Source organism: Paraburkholderia aspalathi, assembly GCF_900116445.1.
Taxonomy (GTDB): Bacteria; Pseudomonadota; Gammaproteobacteria; order Burkholderiales; family Burkholderiaceae; genus Paraburkholderia; species Paraburkholderia aspalathi.
The window spans coordinates 87,271-109,683 of the sequence record NZ_FPBH01000015.1; the positions used below are offsets into that span (position 1 = coordinate 87,271).

The following is a 22,413-nucleotide window of genomic DNA, read 5'->3' on the forward strand; positions in this document are numbered from 1 at the left end:
ACCATGGCACATATTGAGTTTGTCGATGAAACTTTCCGCGACGGTATGCAGAGCCTTTGGGGCATGCGTTTGCAAGCGGGTATGGCTCTTCCGGTAGCAGGCAACCTGGACAGAACAGGTTTCAACCGCATCGAACTGAGTGGTTCGAATCACTTCGAGGTTCTCGTTCGATATTGCAAAGAGAATCCATGGGATTCGCTCGACGCCCTTGTTGAGGCGATGCCGCGGACTGTCCTCCGGTCCGGTATGCGTTCAAATGCGATGGGAACGTTCCGCACGTCATCCGATGCAATTATGGACGCTTGGATGCGTCAGCTGAACCGGCACGGCTGTCGCAGCTTTTGGATCTACGATTTGCTCTACAACGTCGACAAAATGACGCGTCTCGCGAAGGTGGCCAAAGAATTCGGCTCCGAAGTGACGGGCGCGTTGATGTATACCCTGTCGCCTGTTCATGATGACGCGTATTACGCCGATAAGGCGGACAAGCTGTCCGCATCCCCGGACATCGATACACTGCTGTTGTATGACACAGCCGGTGTGATTACCAAAGAGCGCATGGCAACGCTGATTCCGGCCATCAAGGCAAAATCTCGAGGGAAACCGCTCGAGATGCACGCAAATAACCTTTTGGGCCAATCGGCGAAGAACTATCTCGACGCTATCGAGCTCGGCGTCTCGGTTATCCACACCGCGAGTCGCCCGATGGCAAACGGCCCGTCGGTACCGTCGACGGAAATCATGGTCCACAATCTTGAGTTGCTGGGCCACACCCACTCGCTTGACAAGCGTCAGTTCCAAGCGGTGGCGGACCGCATGGAGCAAGTTGGTAAAGCAGCTGGCTTCCTTGTCAACCAGTCCGCAGAGTACAACCTGTTCTCTGTCCAGCATCAAATTCCAGGAGGCATGACTGGTACGCTCAAGGCACAACTTGCTCAGCACGGAATGTCCGATAGGCTGGACGAGGTGTTGGCGGAAGTTGCGATTGTTCGCAAGGAACTCGGCTACCCAGGCATGGCGACTCCGTTCAGTCAGCTCGTCGGCATTCAGGCTGTTTTAAACCTTGTACATGGTGAGCGGTATAAGACTATCCCAGACGAAATCATCGAGTATGCGCTGGGGAACTATGGCCAGACCGTGGCACCTATCGAACCGAATATTTTGGACCAAATCCTCAGCAGTCCGCGTGCAAAGTTCGTTAAGGACAATCCTCCGGAGCAACCGACCATCGAGGAACTGCGCAAGCGATATGGCACGCGGGATGATGATGAGCTTTTGTTGAAGGTATTGTTGCCGGAGGCGGATTTGGAGCGGATGAAGGCTGCAGGCCCCTTGAAGCGGGACTATCCTCTCTTGTCTTCGCCGGAAATGGAGCAGGTCGGTCGTCTGATGAAGCTGGCGAATCTTCCGGTGGTGCAGATGCAATCGGAAGGCCTCTCATTGACGCTTCGCAGTTAAGCAAGACAAGCGAAGGTCTGGGAGTATTTTGCCCGCACGGTCTCCGTGTGGGTTTTTTCGCCTCATCTACGCAGGTTGAGCGTTTTGCGCTGGGGCAATAGTCGAGGAGCTCTGGCGCAGAGCAGTATTTGGCGCTTTACGTCAGAGTGCGCGGAAGTTCAGATGCGATTGCCGACACCGATTCGGCCCAAAAACGAGCAAGGTCAGAGCCGGCATTGATGGCGCGCGTAGACGCCGCCTGCCTGGTCCGCTGCCGTGGAGAGATCGGGGGAAGAGAGGTGGCAACCGACTCAGTGCGAAATTGTCGAGGTGATTGGCCGGTCCATCGCTTGAAAGCGTGACGGAAATTTGCGGCATCGCTGTATCCCAGCAATTCAGCAATTTCCTCCGTCGTCTTCGCAGTGGTCGACAGATACTGGGTTGCCAGCGTTCTCCGAACGTCGTTCAGCACCTGAAGATAGGAGGTGTTCATGTCGCGTAGCCTTCTCCGTAATGTGCGTGGCGAGAGGCATAGCACGCTTGCGACATCGGGCAGACTTGGAATTTCGCGGTCGGTGCTAAGCAGCAACGCCTTCATCTCGTCGAGTAGATTCCTTGGATGGCGAAACTCGTCAAGCAGGTGGTCGCAAGCGCGCACGCAACTGGCATGGGTCACAGAATCCGCTTGCGGCAACGGGCGCCGGAGCCACCCGGCATCGAAGACGATCTCAGCGCGGACCGAGTTGGGTTCGACTGGGCAACCGTAAAAGGACAATGTTCCCGACGCGGAGGACGCATAGGCCGGAATCCGGATGAGGCCGGGGCGGAAGTTGGCACCTAGTAGATCTCTGAGCAGCGAAAGTATTGCCGCAATTTCCATGGTGAGACATTCGGCCGCCCGAAAGGTCGAACGCGGACCGTTATCGATTAAATAAATGGATGCATTCGTTCTGTCGGTGGCCAGCGCACTTGTCCACTTGCAATTGAGCAGCGGACCATATCTTGAAGCCAGCTCGAGAGCATCGGAAAGGGTCGCGCTACTCAACAACGCGAACCCAACAATACCAAAAGTGGTCAGATGCATCTGCTGACCAATCTCGAAAGCGAGGCTCGGCTCCGACAGATTCCGAATGCCGTAGTCGAGCGCTTGCAGTTGCTGCGTCAGCGATATCCTCGCCTTCGGATTGCACAATTCTTCAGGTGATACATCGATATGTGCGAGAACCTCGGCTCCCGAGATGCCTCGTGACTCAAGAACGTTGAGAATTGTACGCAGCTCGGCCAGCGTTAATGATGACGTTGTCGCGTTCATTTCACTGTTTTCGAATACGGGAATCATGATAGTTCCAATCTCAAGGTCTCGAGCGTACCTGTTGGGGCACCGGTGAGAGACAAACGCTGATGCAGCTGCTAAAGAGGGCCAGCAACAACCAAGTGAATCTGAGGACCGGCTTCCCACGAGCCGCGGACGCGCTGAACGTATTGTGCGGAGACGCGCGAAGCCGGCGCAATCAGCGGTCAAGCTCACCTTCGATATCAGCGCCTTGCGTCATCGTTTGGCGTCCATCGGCCTGCTCACAGGAGCTGTCGCTTCTCCATGTGGACTCGTCAATGAAAACCATTTGAGTGACCTAATTCTAGGCCTCAAGCGACCGAAAGTTCAAGGACAAAAAAATTAAACATCCCCAGTAGAATCCCTAATTACAGGCATGAGAGCGGTATCGCCCGAAAGAGTGATCGCGAGAGATCTCATTATCGACCATGGTTGATACGGAAGTGTATTTTGGTTTTGTGACCTATTTTTTAGGCCAAACTCGTCATCTGCCCTCGACAGACGAAGGTGTGAATATTACGTATTGCCTTCAATTTATATTTCAGGGGCATATCAATCTGCGAGCCTGTTCTGCTGCCATGCGGTCCTTGCGTCGCGAGGCACTAGCCCACTAGGGGGCAATCCTCCGTGAGCAGCTTAGACGAGTCCCGGTTCTCGGCTGCCTTGCCAACCTTGCAATGCTCGCAAGTGAATTGATGGACGTTGTTTCTTTGCTGTTGAGTCGATTGTGGGTTCGCCGTATCTGGGATGTTGCGCAGTCGCTCGCCCTGGCCTTTCGACCGACTTTCTTTGACCCGGTTACACCTGTTGAGCTCGCATGTGTCCGATAGGCTAACGCACAGCGATAGAACGGACGGGTCCAGGCACTTTGATAGATGAAAGTCAGCTGCCGGCTCAACGATTCGCCACTTTTCAACATGCGCATTGATGTTGTGCTGTACGAGTGATTGATATTCAACGGTACTTCAACTAGTCAGCCGGATCGTCTTTGACGATGGAGGGAATCACGAACGGTCGGATTTTTTTCGCTTTCGAGGTCTGAACCGCCACTTGTTCGCAAATGCAGCGGGTCGGCCGGGATGAGTAGCCGCAGCACTCGATGAAGACCGCAACTGCCGCGTGTATTCGTTTCTTCCTTAGCTCACGGACTTTTAAAGCAGCCGGTACGCGGAGCGTGCCGCGAACGGTCGATTCTTACCAAGGAGTTTCATTTTGAAGGTATTGGTAGCAGTAAAACGGGTGGTCGACTACAACGTTAAGATTCGCGTACGTGGCGACGGGACAGACGTCGAACTTGCCAACGTGAAGATGTCTATGAATCCATTCGACGAAATCGCAGTGGAAGAAGCGGTGCGTCTAAAGGAGGCTGGTGCCGCGAGCGAGGTGGTGGTGGTGTCGGCCGGTGGTCCACAATGTCAGGAGACGTTGCGAACGGCCTTGGCTATCGGTGCAGACAGGGCGATTTTGGTCGAATCAGCAGAGACCCTGCAACCTCTCGCCGTGGCGAAGATTTTGAAGGCTATCGTCGACAGGGAGCAACCGCAACTTGTCATTCTGGGTAAGCAAGCCATCGACGATGACTCAAACCAAACCGGCCAAATGCTTGCGGCCCTTGCGCAACTGCCGCAGGCAACGTTCGCATCCAAGCTGAAAATTGCTGACGGCCGAGCAACCGTTTCCCGTGAGGTCGATGGTGGCTCGGAAACGCTTTTGCTGACCCTGCCTGCTGTAGTCACAACCGACTTGCGCTTGAATGAACCTCGGTATGTGACTTTGCCAAGCATCATAAAGGCGAAGAAGAAGCCTTTAGAGACCATCAAGCCTATAGACTTGGAAGTCGACATTCTCCCTCGCTTGAAGACCTTGAAACTGGTTGAGCCGTCAAAACGCAACGCCGGGGTAAGCTTGCGAGACGCGAAAACACTAATCGAAAAGCTGAAAACCGAAGCGAAGGTTCTGTAAAGGAAGATGCGAAAATGACGATTCTGGTGATTGCAGAGCATGACAACACTTCGCTGAAGACGGCAACGCTCAACACGGTGGCGGCTGCGTTATGTATCGGTGACGACGTTCATGTCTTCGTTGCTGGGCATGACGCGCGCGGAGTCGCTGAAGAAGCGGCCAGGTTAAGCGGAGTAACGAAGGTTCTTTGGGCCGACGCGGAGCATCTTGGCAACAATCTGGCTGAGAATATTGAAGCGACCGTACTTAGTATCGCCCGAAGGTACTCTCATATTCTAGCCCCGGCGACGGCTTACGGTAAGAACGTCGCTCCCCGCATTGCGGCGAAGTTAGACGTCGCTCAAATTAGTGACATTACTGCGGTAGTCAGCTCTGATACGTTCGAGCGGCCTGTCTATGCTGGCAATGCGATTGCCACTGTTCAGTCAGTCGACGCAATCAAGGTCATAACTGTCCGGACCACGGGTTTCGATGTTGCAACCACCGGTGCGGTCGCGACGGAGGTTGAGGTGATAGCCGCAGCTCCGGACTCGGGCGCGTCACGTTTTGTCGGCCGTGAGGTAACGAAGCTGGATCGGCCTGAACTGACGTCAGCCAAAATCATCGTTTCTGGTGGCCGCGGCCTTGGCAGCGGTGACAATTACCAAAATGTCCTTGCTCCACTTGCGGACGCTCTGGGCGCAGCATTGGGCGCTTCTCGCGCAGCCGTCGATGCAGGATTTGTACCCAACGACTATCAGGTTGGCCAGACCGGAAAAATCGTTGCACCCGAGTTGTATGTCGCGGTCGGAATTTCAGGCGCGATCCAACATCTGGCCGGGATGAAGGATTCGAAGGTCATCGTCGCAATCAACAAAGACCCCGAGGCGCCCATTTTCGGGGTCGCCGACTACTCAGTCGTGGGCGACCTGTTCTCGGTAGTTCCCGAACTGGTTAAAGAGCTAACCTAGAATCAATGCAGTATTGATTCTGAGCAGCACTAGAGACGGGGGGCGGATAGCGCGGCGTTGCTGAACGGGCGCAGAGCTTATCTGCCCCACCGGCAGCGACCCTGATAGTCTTCGAGCATCGCCGAGCTGCGCAGTAAGCTCTGGGCGCTTCCTTGTCGGCACCGGACTTGCCCGGTCGCCGAAGTCAAATATTCCTCCCGCTATCTCGAGTGTACTGCCTAATGGCAGGAGTAAATCGGATCTTTCAGTGCGGGAGCGTAGCTGCCGCACTTAAGCTCAGATGGGTACTTCAGCGTCTAGCGCGCTCTTACGGAATGCCTTGAGCGTAATGTAGTAGAGGATGCCGAAGGCCATCCAACCGAACCCAAGTTCGAGAGCGGTACTGGACATCTGCGTAGCGACCGCAATGATAATTGCGATTCCCGCTATGGGGCATAGCATATGCGCAAACCAGCGGCCGGAGCGCCTCCGGAAGCCAAGTAGGACGAGGACGGCTAAATGCACGCCGATGTACGCGCAAAGTGCTCCAAAGTTCACGATGCCGGTTAGCTCGTCCGGATGAGCCGCGAAGGTCAGCGCGATGGCTACAGAAAGGACGGTTGACACTAGCAGGGCGCGATGAGGTACTTGATGACGCTTATGCAGCGCAGTCAAGAATTTGGGCATCTGTCCGCCCTCCGCCATCGCGCAGAGAACTCGTGAGACTGCTGCCAACATGGGGGGCGTAATGGCAATGCCGGTTACGGTCGCTGCGGTCCATGCCATGATGGCGCCGGCTGAGGGAGATACACGTGCGCCAGTGAGGTCATATACGCCACTGGCTAGGTCCTTAAAGGTAAATCCCTTCGCGAGAGCGGAAAGCACCCACGACTGCAGGACCGCCACGGCACCGATGAAAAGCAATACGACGACAATCGAGCGACCGATGAGATGCCTTTGACATGGTTTTACCTCGTCCGTGAGCGTCGTTATCGCGTCGAAGCCAATGAAGGCGAGAATACAAATTGACGTTCCCGCGAACAACCCGCTTGCTGTTACGCCAGGTGACCACAAGGTCGAAGCGGGAAAGGCGAATTCGCCGTTAGCCTTCAATTTGAAAATCGCCCACCCAAGAAAGCCAGCAACTGCTACGAGTTGGACAACCAGGAAGAGGATATTTACCCGGGCAGTGAACGCGATGCCGAACCAGTTGACGGCCAAACTAAATCCTGCGAATACGAGCACCCAGATCCATCTTGGTATGTCAGGAAGGAACGTATTGAGGGCCACACCTGCAATCACATACATTAGTGCCGGGATGAGAAGATAATCAAGAAGGACCATCCACCCGGCAATGAATCCGGGACCAACTCCCATGGCATGGCGTACATATGCATACACGGAGCCGGAACTCGGCACCTGCGTACAAATTTCCTTGTACGAATGAGCGGTGAAGTACATACAAACGACGCCGATGACGTATGCCGCGACTGCGGCGTGTCCCGATAGATCATAGACGTACGCGAACGTGCCCCATGGCGCTATCGGGGCAACAAAGACAATGCCGTAAATGACGAGGTCCCGAAAGGACAGGACCTTTGCGAAATGGCCGGCACCGCTGCTTTCCCTCGGAAGCGAAGAGGCATCGGTAGCTGAGATGTGTTCCATCACTTTCCTCAATATCAATAGTAAGATTGAACAGGCCGAACTCACGCTCCGAGCTTCCGTTCGCCCCAGGGTATATCGCCGTGGCTGACTGATGAAATCAGTCACTCGTGGCAGTTAGTGGGGTTGTGGGCCGATACGTACTTCTGGTCAACAATACACATCCACGACGATGGTTTGCCGCAAGCTGGTACAGCTTTTCCGCGCAAACACAGCTCCGTTCGGCGCTGCCAAGTATCGTCTCTGATTGACGATCCAGTGCGTATGTTTGTTGAAGCCAAAATGTGTGTGATATTAGGACAGTGAGCGATTCGTTCATCCGTGCCCGCGACGCGCGAGGTGACCAGAGAGGGAGAGCGTTGGCTCAAAGCGTCTGGAGATAGAGACCTGAGGTTCCGATGACCTTCCGTCTTAGACGGAGCTACGCATCGTCCAGGAGGTCATCCCGAGCTCTGTAGCAAGCCGCGGCGGTAGCAAGCTGACGGAATGCGGGCAGAGCGATGACCGGTTTTCATCGAAATTTTGTCCTGTTTGAACATGGTTGAGGTGGTGTTCATTCTCTAATCTGTAATCTCAGTTGATTTCATCTGTAGTTCTCGCTGCATCGGGCCAGCGTCCTGAGTCAGGAATTCACAACTGGAGTCGTTCTAGGTTAATGAAGATCGCATTGTAGGATTGAAATAAATATGTACTACGAATGAAATGTGGAATCTTTGTTGCCTGAGGATCGTGTTGACGAATGAAATAGCGCCGAAGCCGAATCGACGAAAAGTGGATTTGAACGGAAAGACAATAAGTATCGCAGGACGGGCGTTACGCTTGCCGGTCGAGAAATGGCTTAATCCGACTCTTTCGCCACCGGCGCGGGTGACCAAGTTCCGTCGTACGCGCTCAATAGCGAATAATCCGGAGAATTTCAAGCTTACGAGACTGGGACGTATGCGAGCAATACTGCCGGTTGAGATATGTCGTCCACCGTTGTTCAGAACCGCGACAAGCAGGTGTTCTTGGCTGAGACGGTAACGTTTAACATCTTGATGAACCATATGCTAAATGAGAAATATTACATCGCCGGCTGACGCGCAAGCGCTTGTTGGTCAGGGGGTGCTCCTTTCGTCTTGGACTGAAATCGGCCAAATGCGCATAGATGAGTTCGCTGCGGCGACCGGGGACCGGCAGTGGATTCACGTGGACGTCGAAAGAGCCGGCGTTGAGTCACCCTTTCGGAGCACAGTCGCGCACGGCTTCCTCACCTTGTCTTTGCTTCCGTACTTTCTGGACTCGTGCCTCGAGTTCAAGCAAAAAATGGCCGTTAACTACGGACTGAACAAGGTCAGGTTCATAACGCCGGTTCCGAGTGGAAGCAGGGTGCGGGGACGGATTGCTCTGATCTCGGCGGAGGAAGCGTCTGGGACATTGCAACTGGTTTGGTCCATTACCGTGGAGCTTGACGGTAGCGTGAAACCGGCATGTGTAGCAGAGATGCTGACTCGCCATGTTTTTTGATTGCATCGCTGGTGGAAGTTTGGCTTCGGTGACTTGGCCTGCGTTGAGACTAATTTTTGACGAGCGGGCTGAGGCATCGGCATCCCCAGCAGACTAGGTATTGCCGAAGCAAGAGGCGTTTGCTCTTGGCAAAGCGAAAATTGAGGCAACGGTTAAGCGACTGCTTCGTTGCATGACAGGCGTACCGGTCGTGGTTACCTCCGCCGAGTTGACCCATTCAAGCTAATGGATTTCCTGGACATGGTCTCCAGTTCCCTGAATCATTGGCGACCTCCAACGAGGGTAATAAGATATGTATTACGCACCCGTACAGGACATGCTCTTCACTATCGAGGAATTGACGAGCTATTCCCGTGTCCAGAAGCTTCATAGATTTTCCCACGTGGATTCAGCTACGGTAGCGACCGTGTTGGAGGAGGCTGGACGTTTCGGACGTGATGTCCTAGCGCCGCTAAATGCGCCGGGTGACCGGGATGCTGCCGTTTTCGAGGCTGGGAAGGTTCGCACGGCGGCCGGATTCAAGGAGGCGTACAAGCAGTTTGCGAAGAACGGTTGGCAGTCACTCGCTCATGATTCGTCTCTGGGCGGGGAAGGGTTGCCGGGAGTTCTTGCTGCTGCGTGCGAGGAAATCTGGCATGCCGCAAATATGTCCTTCGCCCTATGTCCGATGTTGACGGAAGGAGCGATAAAGGCACTCAACATGACCGGCTCAGAAACTTTGAAAAGGCTTTTCGCAACTAAACTGGTCTCGGGGGAGTGGACGGGCACGATGAACCTGACGGAGCCACAGGCGGGCTCGGACCTTTCGTTAGTTCGTACGCGCGCGGAGCGCCAAGCGGACGGAACCTATAAGATTTTCGGTACGAAGATTTTTATCACGTATGGCGAGCACGACTTCACCGACAACATCATTCATCTGGTACTCGCGAGGGTAAACAGCGCGCCTGCTGGTGTGAAGGGGTTGTCTCTCTTCGTTGTCCCGAAGTTTCTCGTTGAGGAGGACGGAGGCATCGGTTCGCGAAACGACGTTGCGTGCGTTAGTATCGAGCACAAACTCGGAATCAAAGCGAGCCCGACGGCGGTGTTGCAATTTGGCGACGCTGGCGGTGCGGTAGGCTACTTGGTTGGCGAAGAAAATCGGGGCCTTGAGTACATGTTTATTATGATGAACTCGGCACGTTTCTCTGTAGGCATCCAAGGGGTTGGCCTATCTGAGCGGGCCTATCAGCAAGCGCTCGCCTATGCTTGCGAACGTCGGCAAGGTCGCGACGAGGGGACTACCGAAAATCCGACGGAAATCATCAATCATCCTGACGTGCGACGCCAATTGGCGACTATGCGCGCTTCGGTTGAAGTTTCTAGAGCTTTAGCCTACAGCGCCGCTGCTTTTGATGATCTGGGCAAATATTCGGACGATGTCTTCGTAAGAAACTCGAACGCAGCGAAGTACGAATTTATGGTTCCGATCGTCAAAGGCTGCTGTACGGAGGCCGCAGTCGATGTGGCGAGTGCGGGGGTTCAAGTCCATGGGGGGATGGGATACATCGAAGAGACTGGTGCCGCGCAATATTACCGTGACGCCCGTATTCTTCCCATTTACGAAGGAACAACTGGTATCCAGGCTGCGGATTTTGTCGGTAGAAAAATCGCGCGAGATAAGGGTCGGGTAGGTTCAAGCTTTATCACCGAGATGGAAGAGGTAATTTCGGAGTTGGAAGCGCATGCCGGAATAGCCTTTCTACGGGCAGCACGTTCGCTCTACTTCGCTCGTCGGTCGTTTGGTATGGTTATCGACTTCGTTCTGCGGAACTACGATTCGAACAGGGTGCTGGTGCTCGGCAACTCGGCTCTGATTCTAAAGTTGTCTGGCCTTGCGCTTGGCGGTTTGCAGATGGCGCGGACGATGCTGGCTGCCTCCCGAAGGATGAACGAAAACAGGGTGTTCTTTCAATCCAAGCTGGAGATTGCGGATTTTTATATGCGTACAATTCTTCCGACATGTACGTCGCTGGAGATTTGCATCTGTAATGAGGATGGCAGTGGGAACCACGTGCCTTCGAGACAGGCGTTGGCTTCGGTTTGAATGTTCCCATTCGCAGGGTTGTACTGGAGCAGCCCTGCGTCCATTACCGCGGCGTTATGGCGCGAACTACGAGAAGAATTCTGCGGGACTGGGAGCGAATCTGTTCGCAGTGGCACGGAGTTCGGTGAGCAATAAGTCAAGCTGCACTCCCCCTCATGGCGGTCCTTGTGTACCGGTTGCGTGTGAGGGAAAAATCTGACCGAACATTCGGAATGTCAGCATCGCGGCGTAGTCCAGACGAAGCGAGAACTTGGAATCGGCGGAGGCGCGCAAAGTAATTTGATTTGGCGGAGCCGGCGATGTCGAGCCACCGAATTACGATCTCGCGATGAACAGTCTACGCTGCCATAGCCTCGTGAAATCCACTATGCTTTTGCAGCTGCTGACTGCTCACAGTCATTTCACACGGCATATCGCCGCCGCATTCTTTGGCGCGATATTGACGGGGAGCCTGCCCAGTCCAACGCTTAAACGCGTGGCTGAAATTAGCAGCATCACTATATCCGAGCTTCTCTGCGATTATTTCGGTCGTGTGTGATGTCGACGATACATAGTGAAGCGCAAGCTTTTTGCGGACGTCATCGAGAAGCTGGCTGTAGGACGTGTCCATTAGGTCGAGTCGGCGTCGCAGGGTACGCGCTGACATGCAGAGCGAGCTGGCAACCTCGGGAAGGGTCGGAATGATACCCGCGGCATTCATGAGCATGGCACGTACGCTCGCAGCCAGGTCCACGTCAGTGCCTCGTGCTTCCATGAGCTGGTCGCACGCCTCAAGGCAGGCGCGATGGGTACGCGGGTTTGCTTGAGATAGCAAGCTGTCGAGCCAGGCTGCATCAAACCGAATCTGGGCGACACTCCCTTGGCGTACGCTCTCACAACTCAGTAACGCGCTGGCGCGACTCTGGAATTCCGCCGATGTTGAGGGAAGGCAGATGGACGATGTGCGAAACCCTGCAATCTGCAGGTCCCGGAGGAACGTCAATACCTTCGCTACTTCAAATTCGACGCACAGCCCGCTCTCTTCCGTTGAAAGGCCGACAGGCTCGGAGAAGTACAGGATGGCTTCACTTCCTTCAATAGAGAGCGTCGGTCCACATTTCATGTTCAGTAGCAGCTTGTACTGCGCGGTGACGGCCAGTGCCTCTCGCAGCGTCGAACTGCTCCACAGCGCGTATCCGATGATGCCGAATGCTGTCAAATGGACGCGCGACCCAGTGCGAAGAGGCATTAATCGGTCGCCGGTAAAGCGAGTAGCGTTCGCAACTACAGTTGCATGCTGCGTAAGGGTTGTAAGGCATTTTCCCTGATGTAGCACGGCGCTCGTCAAACCTGTGCCCTCCAGCGTGACCATGGATCGCACGCCAAGAGAGCTAGCCGAGTCAATGATGACCGAAATTTCCGTCGGGTTAAGGCAGGAAAACCCTGCGGATGCGTCCATATCCAGTCGTTTCATGCTAGCTCCTACGCGCTTGCGGACAAATTTATGCTGCTGGCTCGACACCGGCATCATTTTTCTCATATAAAACCGGTTGAGTGACCTAAGTTTATGAGTTGACGGACCAAACATGCAAGATGAAAAAAATAAACGTTTTCCCCTATAACACCATGTCAGATAAGGGTAGGGTAAATTCTTCAAGAACACCGTCCAGTCCCGGAAGTGGCGCATTCTAGATGATCAATGTCATCGTAAAACATTCTGTAAACTTGTGTGTTGACCTATAATGGCGTGACAAAGCGCGGAGCGAGTCTTGGGGAGGATGTGGTGTACAGGGTTGGGGCAACGGAGGCGGCGAATATGACAGTGGAGGACTTCGGCGGGTCGGTGCAGAGTCGTAACCGAGAGCGTCGCATTAGCGAAATACTTCGCTCGGCGATTGAAGTGTTTAAGGAAGACGGGTATGCAGGCTTTGCAACCCGCAAGGTTGCGGTACGAACTGGGTTGACACTGAGCAACGTCCAATACTACTTTCCGACGAAAGAAGACTTGCTACGCACGACCGTGCAAGCGTTCCTCGACGACTCGCTCAAACACTATCGGACAATCGCACGCCAAAGCGACATCCCGGCGCACCGCCGGTGCTCGGTCCTTCTCGACCGTATCGTTGAAGAAATTCAAACGACAGACGCAAGAAAATTCCTCTATGAAGTTTGGGCTCTTGCGCAGCACGAGACATACATATCGAGCCTCCTCAAGGCTGCATATAGCGCCTATTGCGACGTGTTCGCTGGACTGCTTCAAGATATTAATCCAGACCTTTCCGACGACGAATGCGCCGCGCGCGCACTTGTCCTAACGGCGCAGGGAGAGGGCATGATGATATTTTCCGGATTTTCGGTGGATTCCGAAAAGGACTACGCCGAATTTATCCGGACTACAAAGCGCAGCGTCAGGCTGGTGGCCGGGCTGTCCGAGCGCGGCGCGCGGGCCATGCCTGAGGAGCGTAGCCTGCAACTCGCGCCAGAATCGAACGGCTGCGACGACGAGGCTCAGCCCGCGCCCACACTGGCAGGCGTTTTCGGGTCAGAAGGCCATCTTCAACACGGCCGGGCGGAGTTGAGCCTGCGGCAGGTTCCCAGTGGCAGCGGTCCCTGTCGTCCGACAATGCAGAACAAGAGAAGGGAGGAGAAGGTCAACAAAATCGTGACCGCTGCCGCGAACGTTCTGTCGCAGGCCGGATACGCCAGCTTCACGCTCGGTCGGGTTGCCAAGGAAGCGGGCATGTTGACGTCGGCACTGCAGCACTACTTCCCGAATCACGAAGATTTGTTGCAAGCTACCATCTCCGCTCTAATGAGAACCTACCAGGACAGGTATGCTGAGATGAGCAGGCCGAGCGGGAGGCCTGCGATGGAGCGTCTGCTCGACATTCTTGATGACGTGACGGATGAGGCGTGTGATCCCCGTGTCTGCAGATTTTCGTTCGAGATGTTTGCTCTTTCCCAACGTTCGGACGTCACTCGCGACTTGGTGAGCAGCATCTATTCCGCTTATCGAAACGTGTATGTGGACTTGGTGAGAGAAATCGACCCGTCTGCTACTAATCGTGAATGCCTGGCGCGAGCGACGTTGATAGCCATGCAGGTAGAAGGTTTGATGGTCTATACCTACGAGGCTGGGAAAGGCACACACGGTATTTCCAGAGTGCGCGAAGTCATCAAGGCTAACGCCGTCCAGATTGCTGTCGGACCATTGAAAGGTAGGGTCCACGACTCTGACGACCGGCCGGCCTAACGCGGGCGTTGCTCGTGCGTGCGGGGGGCGCTAGCGAGTCGCCTCCGCGCGTTGTACGCCGACATCCGTGCCGCAGCGCACGCGGCTTTTGGCCCAATCGCCGCTGCACTTTCCAGTGCTTGCGCGGTTCTTGTGTCCGACTATCGATAGTCCTTTCTCAACGCCTGACTGGTGCGGGACAGCACGTTTCGTCTATCCGCCGCGGCGGCCCATGGCGGATAGACGGGGGCGTGGACAATCGCCGATATAGCCATATCTTTGGGCTCTGTTTGGGATGCCTGCGAATAGCCTCGGGACACTTCCTAAGTGCTAGCAAGGCCACGTCAGTATTTCACCTGGTGCGGTGGCTTCGCCGTGGGTGCCCGTATTGCTCGGTCAAACCGCACACCGTCTTTGGCCGGGGCCCACCTGTTGAACTGCCACGCCTCCTATAGTCTGCATACCATCGCAGCCCTGTCGTCGAGGTAGGTCTACTCCTTCGCCAAGCTGCATCCCGGAAGTACCTAACCTCAGAAAATCTATGTCCGTTGAATTCGAAACTCAAAGTGGCGTGGCGCTTATCACGCTGAATCACGCGCCGGTAAATAGCTTGGGCCTGGCAGTTCGAAAGGCAATCGTTTATGCGGTTCGCAGAGCTGAGGCAGACAGCACAGTGAAGGCCGTAGTTATCACGGGCGCCAACGGGTGCTTCTCGGCGGGCGCAGATATTGAGGAGTTCGCCGACGAGGGCGGATTGGCATTTCGGTCCCCCACGTTGCCTGAGGTGATTGACGTTGTCGAACGTTGCAAAAAGCCCGTCGTTGCCGCAATTTCGGGTTTTTGCCTCGGCGGAGGGATGGAATTGGCGCTTGGTTGTCATTTCCGGGTCGCTGAACGTGTAGCTCGGTTCGCGTTGCCCGAAGTCAAGCTCGGTTTACTTCCTGGTGCAGGCGGGACGCAGCGGCTCGCTCGGGCAATTGGGATGCGCGAAGCGCTTGGCATCATTTGCACTGGTGAGCCCCTAAACGCAGAAAGAGCAGCGCTACTCGGCCTGGTAATCCTCGCTGAGGGGGATGCCTTAGGTATCGCAGCCGCAGTGGCCTTGGAGGCGGCCTCACGCGATGAGAGACCGAGTCTTCGAAATCGAGAGGTCTCGGAAGAAGACCGCACAGACGCAGAGAAAATTGCAAAAGAGCAGCTGTCCACCCTCCGTCACGCGAGATTGGCCCACACGGCATGCATCAAGGCAGTGACGGCCGCCGTTACGCTTCCCTTCGACGAGGGAGCGAAGGTCGAGTTTGAGTGCTTTCAGGAGCTGCTGGAAAGTGCTGACAGCAAGGCGCTGCGATACGCCTTCTTTAGCGAGCGCACTGCGGGCAAGATTCAAAGTGTTCCTGCCAATGCGGGCATTCGCCCAATCGACTCCGTTGCTGTCATCGGCGCAGGAACAATGGGTGCGGGTATCGCGATGTGCTGCCTGAATGCAGGCTACCCTGTCGTGCTGGTCGACCGCTCTCGCGACGTCCTCGACAAAGCGATGGCGACTATAAGAAAGACCTACGACGCCGGTCTGAAGAGAGGCCGACTGACGGAGGCTGTTCACAAGAAGCGGCTCGAGGCGATTGAGACCACGACAAATATGGCTGCAATTGCTCGGGTGGACTTGATTATCGAGGCGGTCTTCGAGCAGATGGACGTCAAGGAGGCGGTGTTCAGAACGATCGACGAGCACGCGAAGGATGGCGCCATCCTTGCCTCGAACACGTCGACGCTGGACGTAAACCGAATCGCCGGCTTCACCAGGCGCGCGGGCGACGTGATCGGCTTGCATTTTTTCAGCCCCGCGCACGTCATGAAATTGCTGGAGGTCGTGCGCCCGAGCCAAACGCTCCCCGACGTGCTGGCCACAACGATGAAATTCGCAAGAAAGATCGGCAAGGTCGCAGTCGTTTCGGGTGTATGCGACGGATTTATCGGGAACCGTATGGTCGAAGAATACTGTCGCCAAGCGTTCTTCCTTCTTGACGAAGGTGCAACGCCGAACCAGGTTGACCGCGCTCTCGAGCAATGGGGCATGGCGATGGGCCCGTTCGCGATGTCAGACCTCGCTGGCAATGACATTACATATGCCATCCGTAAGAGACGCGCTGTTGAGCAGCCTGACCGCCCATATTCAAATATTCCGGATGTAGTTTGCGAGATGGGACGTCTGGGTCAGAAGAGTGGTGCCGGCTGGTACTTGTATCCGGCCGGCAGTCGCAAGCGTGTTGTTGACCACGAGATTGAGTCGGTCATAAGCCGCCTTCGCGGCAAAACTGGCGTTCCGAGGCGTGATATCTCGGACGGCGAAATCGTATCGCGATGTCTGCTCGCCTTGGTTAACGAAGGTGCCAAGATTCTTGAAGAAGGGGTGGCACAACGCGCGTCGGATATTGATGTTGTGTACCTCAACGGATACGGATTTCCCTCTGTGCAGGGTGGCCCAATGTTCTATGCCAACAAACTCGGTATCCCGGAGGTCGTAAGTCAGATGGAACGATTTCAACGAGGCTATCAAGGCAAATTCTGGACGCCAGCATCGCTCATCGCCCAATTGCTGAAGGACAAGAAAGATTTCAATCACGCATAGCCGGTGAGACTTGTCGCCGCGGAGGAAAAAATGAAGGAAGCCGTAATTGTATCAACCGCTCGTACCCCGATTGGCAAGGCATACAGGGGCGCGTTGAACGCGACCAAAGGTGCGACGCTCGGTGCACATTCAGTTCAGGCGGCGGTTGAAAGGTCAGGCGTTGAGCCGGGAGAGGTTGAGGACGTCATCATGGGCGGGTCGCTGCTCGAAGGCACGACGAGCTGGAATATCGCTCGCCAGATTGGGTTGAGAGCGGGCTTGCCTGTCACAACAAGTGGAGTCAGCGTCAACCGATTTTGTTCGACGGGCTTGCAGACGATTGCTATGGCAGCGCACAGCATTCTCGTCGACGGAGTCAATGTGGCAGTCGCCGGTGGGCTGGAGTCCATCAGCCTCGTGCAAAACAAGCACCAAAACATGCATGCCTTCAAGGACGAGTGGTTGGCGGAGCATCGCCCAGAATACTTCTGGTCGATGCTCGAAACCGCTGAGGTCGTTGCCAAGCGCTATGGAATTTCTCGGGAGCGACAGGACGAATATTCCCTCCAGAGCCAGCAGCGATTTGCGAAGGCTCAGGAGGCCGGCCTCCTTGCGTCGGAGATTGTCAGTATCTCGTCCGAGATGGAGATCACGGACAAGGCGACGGGCGAGGTAACTCGCCAAAAAGTGACGCTTGAAAAGGACGAATGCAATCGACCCGAGACTACTATCGAAGGCTTGGCCGCACTCAAGCCAATCAAAGAAGGCGGCACAATCACCGCAGGCAATGCAAGTCAATTATCTGATGGTTCGTCGGCATGCGTTGTGATGAATGGTGCACTGGCAGAGAAGCGGGGAATTGAGCCACTCGGCATTTTCCGAGGGTTCGCTGTAGCAGGATGCGAACCTGACGAGATGGGCATCGGTCCTGTCTTCGCCATTCCCAAACTCCTGAAGCAGACGGGTGTTCGTATGGAGGATATCGGACTGTTCGAACTCAACGAAGCATTTGCGGTACAAGTGCTCTACTGTCGCGACAGGCTGGGAATTTCCAATGAGATTCTCAATGTCAACGGCGGGGCCATTGCGGTGGGACACCCATATGGCATGTCCGGCTCGCGATTGACAGGGCACGCATTGCTTGAGGGGCGCCGCCGTAATGCCAAGTACGTCGTCGTCACGATGTGCATCGGCGGGGGGATGGGAGCGGCTGGATTGTTTGAGGTCGTCAAATGAACTCTCTGATTCTTTCTCGTCGCGATATCAATTTCATGTTGTATGAGTGGCTCGCAGTTGAGTCTCTCACCAAGCGCGAGCGATTCGCGGACCACTCGAAAGAAACGTTCGATGCCGCCCTCGACACATACGAGGAGGTTGCGACGGAACTCTTCGCGCCTCACAATAAAAAGAATGACCAGGTTGAGCCGTCTTATGACGGTGATGTGGTTACGGTCAATCCGGAGGTAATTTCAGCAGTTCGGGCCTTCGCGGATGCTGGGCTACTCGCGGCAGTGCAAGATTATGACTTGGGTGGAATGCAGCTTCCGAACGTCGTTGAGCGAGCGGGAATGGCTTACTCGATGGCCGCCAACCCTTCCACTTCGGGCTATCTGTTTCTGACCGCCGCGAACGTCAATCTGTTGCTGGAATACGGCGGCGAGAATCTGATCAGACGCTTTGTAGCGGACCTTCTAACGGGAAAGGCGTTAGGCACGATGTGCTTGTCGGAGCCTCAAGCGGGTTCGTCACTCGCGGACATCACAACCCGTGCGGTCGCGCAACGCGATGGTACCTACCGGCTCTCTGGAAACAAAATGTGGATCTCCGGCGGCGACCACAATATCTCGGAGAACATCGTCCATCTCGTGCTTGCCAAAGTTCCGGACGAAACTGGGAAATTGCCGGCTGGCGTTGCCGGTATCTCGCTGTTCGCCGTGCCGAAGTTCGTAACGAACTCAGACGAAACGCAAAAGCAGCGCAATGACGTCGTGGTTGCGGGACTCAACCACAAGATGGGATACCGGGGCACCACGAACTGCCTGCTCAATTTTGGCGAGGGCAAGTATAAGCCGCGAGGTCAGGCCGGTGCCGAAGGGTACCTCGTTGGCGAAGTCGGACGTGGGTTGAGCTATATGTTCCACATGATGAACGAAGCTCGCATTGGTGTGGGGCTGGTGGCGGCTGCGCTTGGCTATACCGGATATCTACATGCTGTCGACTACGCAAGAACGCGTCGGCAGGGACGGCCGGCTTCGAGCAAGGGAGCGCCGGCGAGAAACGGACAGGTTCCGATTATTGACCACACCGACGTAAAAAGGATGCTTCTTGCGCAGAAGGCGTACGCCGAGGGCGGGTTGGCGCTGGCTTTGTATAGCGCGAGACTCGTGGACGAGCAGCAGACAGCACCAGATGAGCCGGCGCGTATCCGCGCCGGACGTCTACTCGATTTGCTTACGCCTATCACAAAGAGTTGGCCGTCTCAGTGGTGCCTGGAAGCCAACACTCTCGCGATTCAGGTGCATGGCGGCTACGGCTACACGCGAGATTACAACGTGGAACAGTTCTATCGCGACAACCGTCTGAATCAGATTCATGAGGGAACGCACGGAGTGCAAGCCATTGATTTTTTGGGCCGAAAATTTCCCATGCAAGGTGGTGCACTCGTTCAAACTTTCGCGTTAGAAGTTGCCGCTACAGTCAACGCCGCGCTTTCAATTTCAGACCTGAAGAATTACGCCGAGAGCTTACAGACCGTTATGGCGCGCGTTTTCTACACGGGAGCGCGTCTTCAAGAGGACTCGGATCGTGAACGACAGCTCGCGAACGCATCGAGTTTTATGGAGGCATTTGGCCATGTCGTAGTGTCGTGGATATGGCTTCAGCAGGCGATGGTTGCCGAGCGTGCCCTTAAGGGAGCGGTCGACGATTCAGGCGCAAACTTTTATCGTGGGAAATTACAGGCGTGCAAGTATTTCTTCGAATGGGAACTTCCGAAGATCTCTTCCATGCTTGCTGTGTTCGAACCCTTGAGCGTTGCTTGCCTGGAGATGCAGGACGGGTGGTATTGAGATTGGCACATGGATAACGCCGGCGAGCATCTTTGAACTTCAAAATGGCCTGGTCTCACATTGCTATTGATTCCCGCGAGACTAAAATTTCACACGAATCAGAACACTCGTGTTCGTCTGTTCGCAGCATACGCTGATCTCGATGCAGAACGCTATGCGCCGTTGTGAACGTTCTATCATCAATCTCCCGGGAGCTTCACCGTGTCGTCAACATCCAATGGTCAAAGGCTGCAGCGAGTCCGCGCCGGAACCCCGCCCGTAGAAGTAAAGAAGATTATTGACGCAGATGGTGGCGTCATCATTCAAGGTCTCTTTGCAGAGCAGGTAGACCGTCTGAACTTTGAGTTAGACCCCCTCATGAACGACTGGCATGAGGGGGTAAAGGGTAATGAGTGGATGGTGGAATTTGCCGGGCGGCAAACCAAGCGCATGACTCAGTTGATTGCGCGGAGTAAGGTGTTTCGTGAAGAAATCGTTGACAACCCCACGATGCTCTCGTACATCGACACGATGATGCTTGGAACCTCGGACTCGTACTGGATGAATGCCGCACAAGTAATTCAGCTCCAACCTGGAGAAAAGGCGCAGTTCCTTCATCGCGACCTCGAGAACTATCCAATTTTCAGAAAGTACGGTCCTGAGGGCCCGGAGGTGATGTGCAATTGCCTTGTTGCGTTATCCGAATACACCGAGGAGATGGGCGCGACTCGTGTTATTCCCGGCAGCAACAAATGGTCAGACTTCGAGGAAAGCGGCGACCCGGAGCAGACTGTCGCGGCGGAGATGGAGAAAGGCGACGCTCTGGTCTTCTCCGGTAAGTTGCTCCATGGCGGCGGAGCGAACCGCAGCAACAAGCCTCGGCGGGGCATGGCACTTGCCTTCTGTCCGGGATGGCTGGTTCCCGAAGAGGCGTATCCATTTGTCGTTCCGATGGAGATTGCGCGTACGCTTAGCCCGCGTGCTCAACAGCTGGCAGGTTTCCGGTCGTTTCACAACTCCACCCTCGGCGGGGGTAGCCTTTGGCAAGTCGACTATCTTGAGCTCGGCGACTTCCTCAAGCTGAACGAGCCACTGAACGAGAATTCATAGGGTCTCGGATGTTGCTGCCCGTTTCGCAGTGCCGTTGCAATATATAGGGCGGCAATTGCATGGACGATTTCTTAGTGTAATCAAGTAAGAGAAACTATGAAGACTGTACTTATTCTCGGGGCGACCGGAAATCTTGGCGGCTTGGCTGCTAGTGTTTTGAACGAAAGGTATCCGGAAGTCGGCCTGAGGCTGACAAGCAGCCGGGAGTCGGGTTGTGACTCGCTCCGCGAGCTTTATCCAAATGCAGAAGTCCTTGGAGCAGATTGGTACGACCCGAGTAGTCTGGTTGAAGCCATGCGAGGTGTTGACTCTGTCTTCATTGTTGTCCCAGACTTTACAACGGACGAAAGCATTGTCACTCCGAACATAATCAGTGCCGTCAAGACCGTTGGCGGCATCTCTCAAGTTGTGAGGTTGATTGCTATCCCTCCGGGCCTAACCGCAGCGCAACTGTCGCCGGAGTTTCTGGCAACGCGATGCGGGGCAAATCTAAGCGTTATCGCCAAGCCACTTTTGGATGCAAGTGGTCTTCCGATGACCTACATAAATGTGCCATGCTGGATTATGTTCAATCTGCCATGGTTCCTCGCACCTGAAATAAAGGCGAGGCGTCGATTGGCGATGCCGCGTTTGTCTGACTCCTCGCGGTTATGGATTTCTGAGGCCGACGTCGCGGAGGTCGCAGCCAAGATACTCGCGGAAGACCCGTCGAAGCACGTCGGAGAGGAGTATGTGCTGACCGGGACGGAGCGCATCGATTTCGTTCAGATTACCAAGCTCCTCGGTGAGGTGATAGGCGAAGAGGTCGTATTCGCAGCCGACGACCACCCGCTACGCGACGCCATGGGAGACAAGTTTGACGCACTAATGACGTACTTTCGCCACGAGACACGCGACTACGGCGGAGTGCCGGTGACGAATACGGTTGCTCGTCTCCTTGGGCGCCCGCAAGTGACCCTCAGGCAATACCTGACAACCAATCGAGATCTATTCATCTAACGTTGCTCGGCGCGACTACTCGCGTCGGCCGGACGGAGACTTGCCAACAAGCCTCGGCAGGTCGGGTTTGTTCGCGAGTGATCCGCCTACTTCATCGACACACGCCAGCATGTGTGCGTCTGTTCGAGCCGAATAGAAAGTGCCTGCCCGGCTGCGTCGGATTAACAGCACCCCCGTCGGTGTTTAAGACAAGAACCAGTTTCCCCTGAAGAAAGGCTAACCGAGCGAGCGACACTCGCAATACGGTGCGGGTCGCCGGCCGCCATAACGCACCGTTAAGGCTGGCGAGTGCTTGTGCAACGCCACACATTCAACGATGTTCGTTCGTGACGGTCGGGTATACGCTTACCGGGCGAGCAATCATGTCTTTCACGGCTGGGTCTCCTCAGATTAGGGGGAGCACTCATTTCCTGTCCGAGCACCCCACTTTGGGCCTTGCACCGACGCTAACGTTTGATTCTGCTTACGTCGATGACGATGGCCGCGATTCACAGCCATTGAGGCCTCGATACACATTACCGTT

Annotated in this window: 14 protein-coding genes; 11 read left to right on the plus strand and 3 right to left on the minus strand. The window is 55.2% G+C overall.

Annotation, left to right across the window (positions count from 1 at the left end):
* Nucleotides 1–3 precede the first annotated feature (3 nt).
* Entirely contained in the window at nt 4–1,458 is a 1,455-nt protein-coding gene (locus BM438_RS22520; RefSeq protein WP_093638029.1) for a pyruvate carboxylase, read from the plus strand.
* Nucleotides 1,459–1,594: 136 nt separating this feature from the next.
* Here the strand turns inward: BM438_RS22520 and BM438_RS22525 are convergent, their stop codons facing one another.
* Complete coding sequence (locus tag BM438_RS22525; RefSeq protein WP_093638032.1) at nt 1,595–2,776, minus strand: AraC family transcriptional regulator; 1,182 nt, start codon at nt 2,774–2,776, stop codon at nt 1,595–1,597.
* Between the two features lie 1,206 nt (nt 2,777–3,982).
* Here BM438_RS22525 and BM438_RS22530 point away from each other — a divergent pair.
* Entirely contained in the window at nt 3,983–4,732 is a 750-nt protein-coding gene (locus BM438_RS22530) for an electron transfer flavoprotein subunit beta/FixA family protein (RefSeq protein WP_093638035.1), read from the plus strand.
* Nucleotides 4,733–4,746: 14 nt separating this feature from the next.
* Nucleotides 4,747–5,682: an electron transfer flavoprotein subunit alpha/FixB family protein gene (locus tag BM438_RS22535; RefSeq protein WP_093638038.1), complete on the plus strand. Its 936-nt coding sequence runs from the start codon at nt 4,747–4,749 to the stop codon at nt 5,680–5,682.
* 276 nt (nt 5,683–5,958) lie between these two features.
* Here the strand turns inward: BM438_RS22535 and BM438_RS22540 are convergent, their stop codons facing one another.
* Nucleotides 5,959–7,329: an APC family permease gene (locus BM438_RS22540; protein WP_093638041.1), complete on the minus strand. Its 1,371-nt coding sequence runs from the start codon at nt 7,327–7,329 to the stop codon at nt 5,959–5,961.
* A gap of 1,050 nt (nt 7,330–8,379) precedes the next feature.
* Here BM438_RS22540 and BM438_RS22545 point away from each other — a divergent pair.
* Complete coding sequence (locus BM438_RS22545) at nt 8,380–8,832, plus strand: MaoC family dehydratase (protein ID WP_093638044.1); 453 nt, start codon at nt 8,380–8,382, stop codon at nt 8,830–8,832.
* Between the two features lie 292 nt (nt 8,833–9,124).
* The gene (locus BM438_RS22550) at nt 9,125–10,915 is read left to right on the plus strand and encodes an acyl-CoA dehydrogenase family protein (RefSeq protein WP_093638047.1); all 1,791 of its coding nucleotides are present in this window, start codon (nt 9,125–9,127) and stop codon (nt 10,913–10,915) included.
* A gap of 337 nt (nt 10,916–11,252) precedes the next feature.
* Here BM438_RS22550 and BM438_RS22555 read toward each other — a convergent pair whose 3' ends face one another.
* Nucleotides 11,253–12,368, minus strand: a complete 1,116-nt coding sequence (locus tag BM438_RS22555; RefSeq protein ID WP_167378436.1) for an AraC family transcriptional regulator — start codon at nt 12,366–12,368, stop codon at nt 11,253–11,255.
* Nucleotides 12,369–12,710: 342 nt separating this feature from the next.
* On the opposite strand from BM438_RS22555, the gene BM438_RS22560 reads away from it, so the two are divergent.
* From BM438_RS22560 to BM438_RS22585, 6 genes are all read left to right on the plus strand, one after another.
* A complete protein-coding gene (locus BM438_RS22560) occupies nt 12,711–14,147 on the plus strand; it encodes a TetR/AcrR family transcriptional regulator (protein ID WP_093638054.1) in 1,437 nt (478 codons plus the stop codon).
* A 520-nt stretch (nt 14,148–14,667) separates the two neighbouring features.
* Nucleotides 14,668–16,755, plus strand: a complete 2,088-nt coding sequence (locus BM438_RS22565; RefSeq protein WP_093638057.1) for a 3-hydroxyacyl-CoA dehydrogenase NAD-binding domain-containing protein — start codon at nt 14,668–14,670, stop codon at nt 16,753–16,755.
* A 30-nt stretch (nt 16,756–16,785) separates the two neighbouring features.
* Complete coding sequence (locus tag BM438_RS22570) at nt 16,786–17,970, plus strand: acetyl-CoA C-acyltransferase (RefSeq protein ID WP_093638258.1); 1,185 nt, start codon at nt 16,786–16,788, stop codon at nt 17,968–17,970.
* Nucleotides 17,967–19,802, plus strand: coding sequence for an acyl-CoA dehydrogenase (locus BM438_RS22575; RefSeq protein ID WP_093638060.1), 1,836 nt, complete (start codon nt 17,967–17,969; stop codon nt 19,800–19,802). The genes BM438_RS22570 and BM438_RS22575 overlap by 4 nt, the downstream gene beginning before the upstream one ends.
* Nucleotides 19,803–20,003: 201 nt before the next feature.
* Nucleotides 20,004–20,891, plus strand: a complete 888-nt coding sequence (locus BM438_RS22580; RefSeq protein WP_093638063.1) for a phytanoyl-CoA dioxygenase family protein — start codon at nt 20,004–20,006, stop codon at nt 20,889–20,891.
* Nucleotides 20,892–20,987: 96 nt separating this feature from the next.
* Entirely contained in the window at nt 20,988–21,890 is a 903-nt protein-coding gene (locus BM438_RS22585; protein ID WP_093638066.1) for an NmrA family NAD(P)-binding protein, read from the plus strand.
* Nucleotides 21,891–22,413 lie beyond the last annotated feature (523 nt).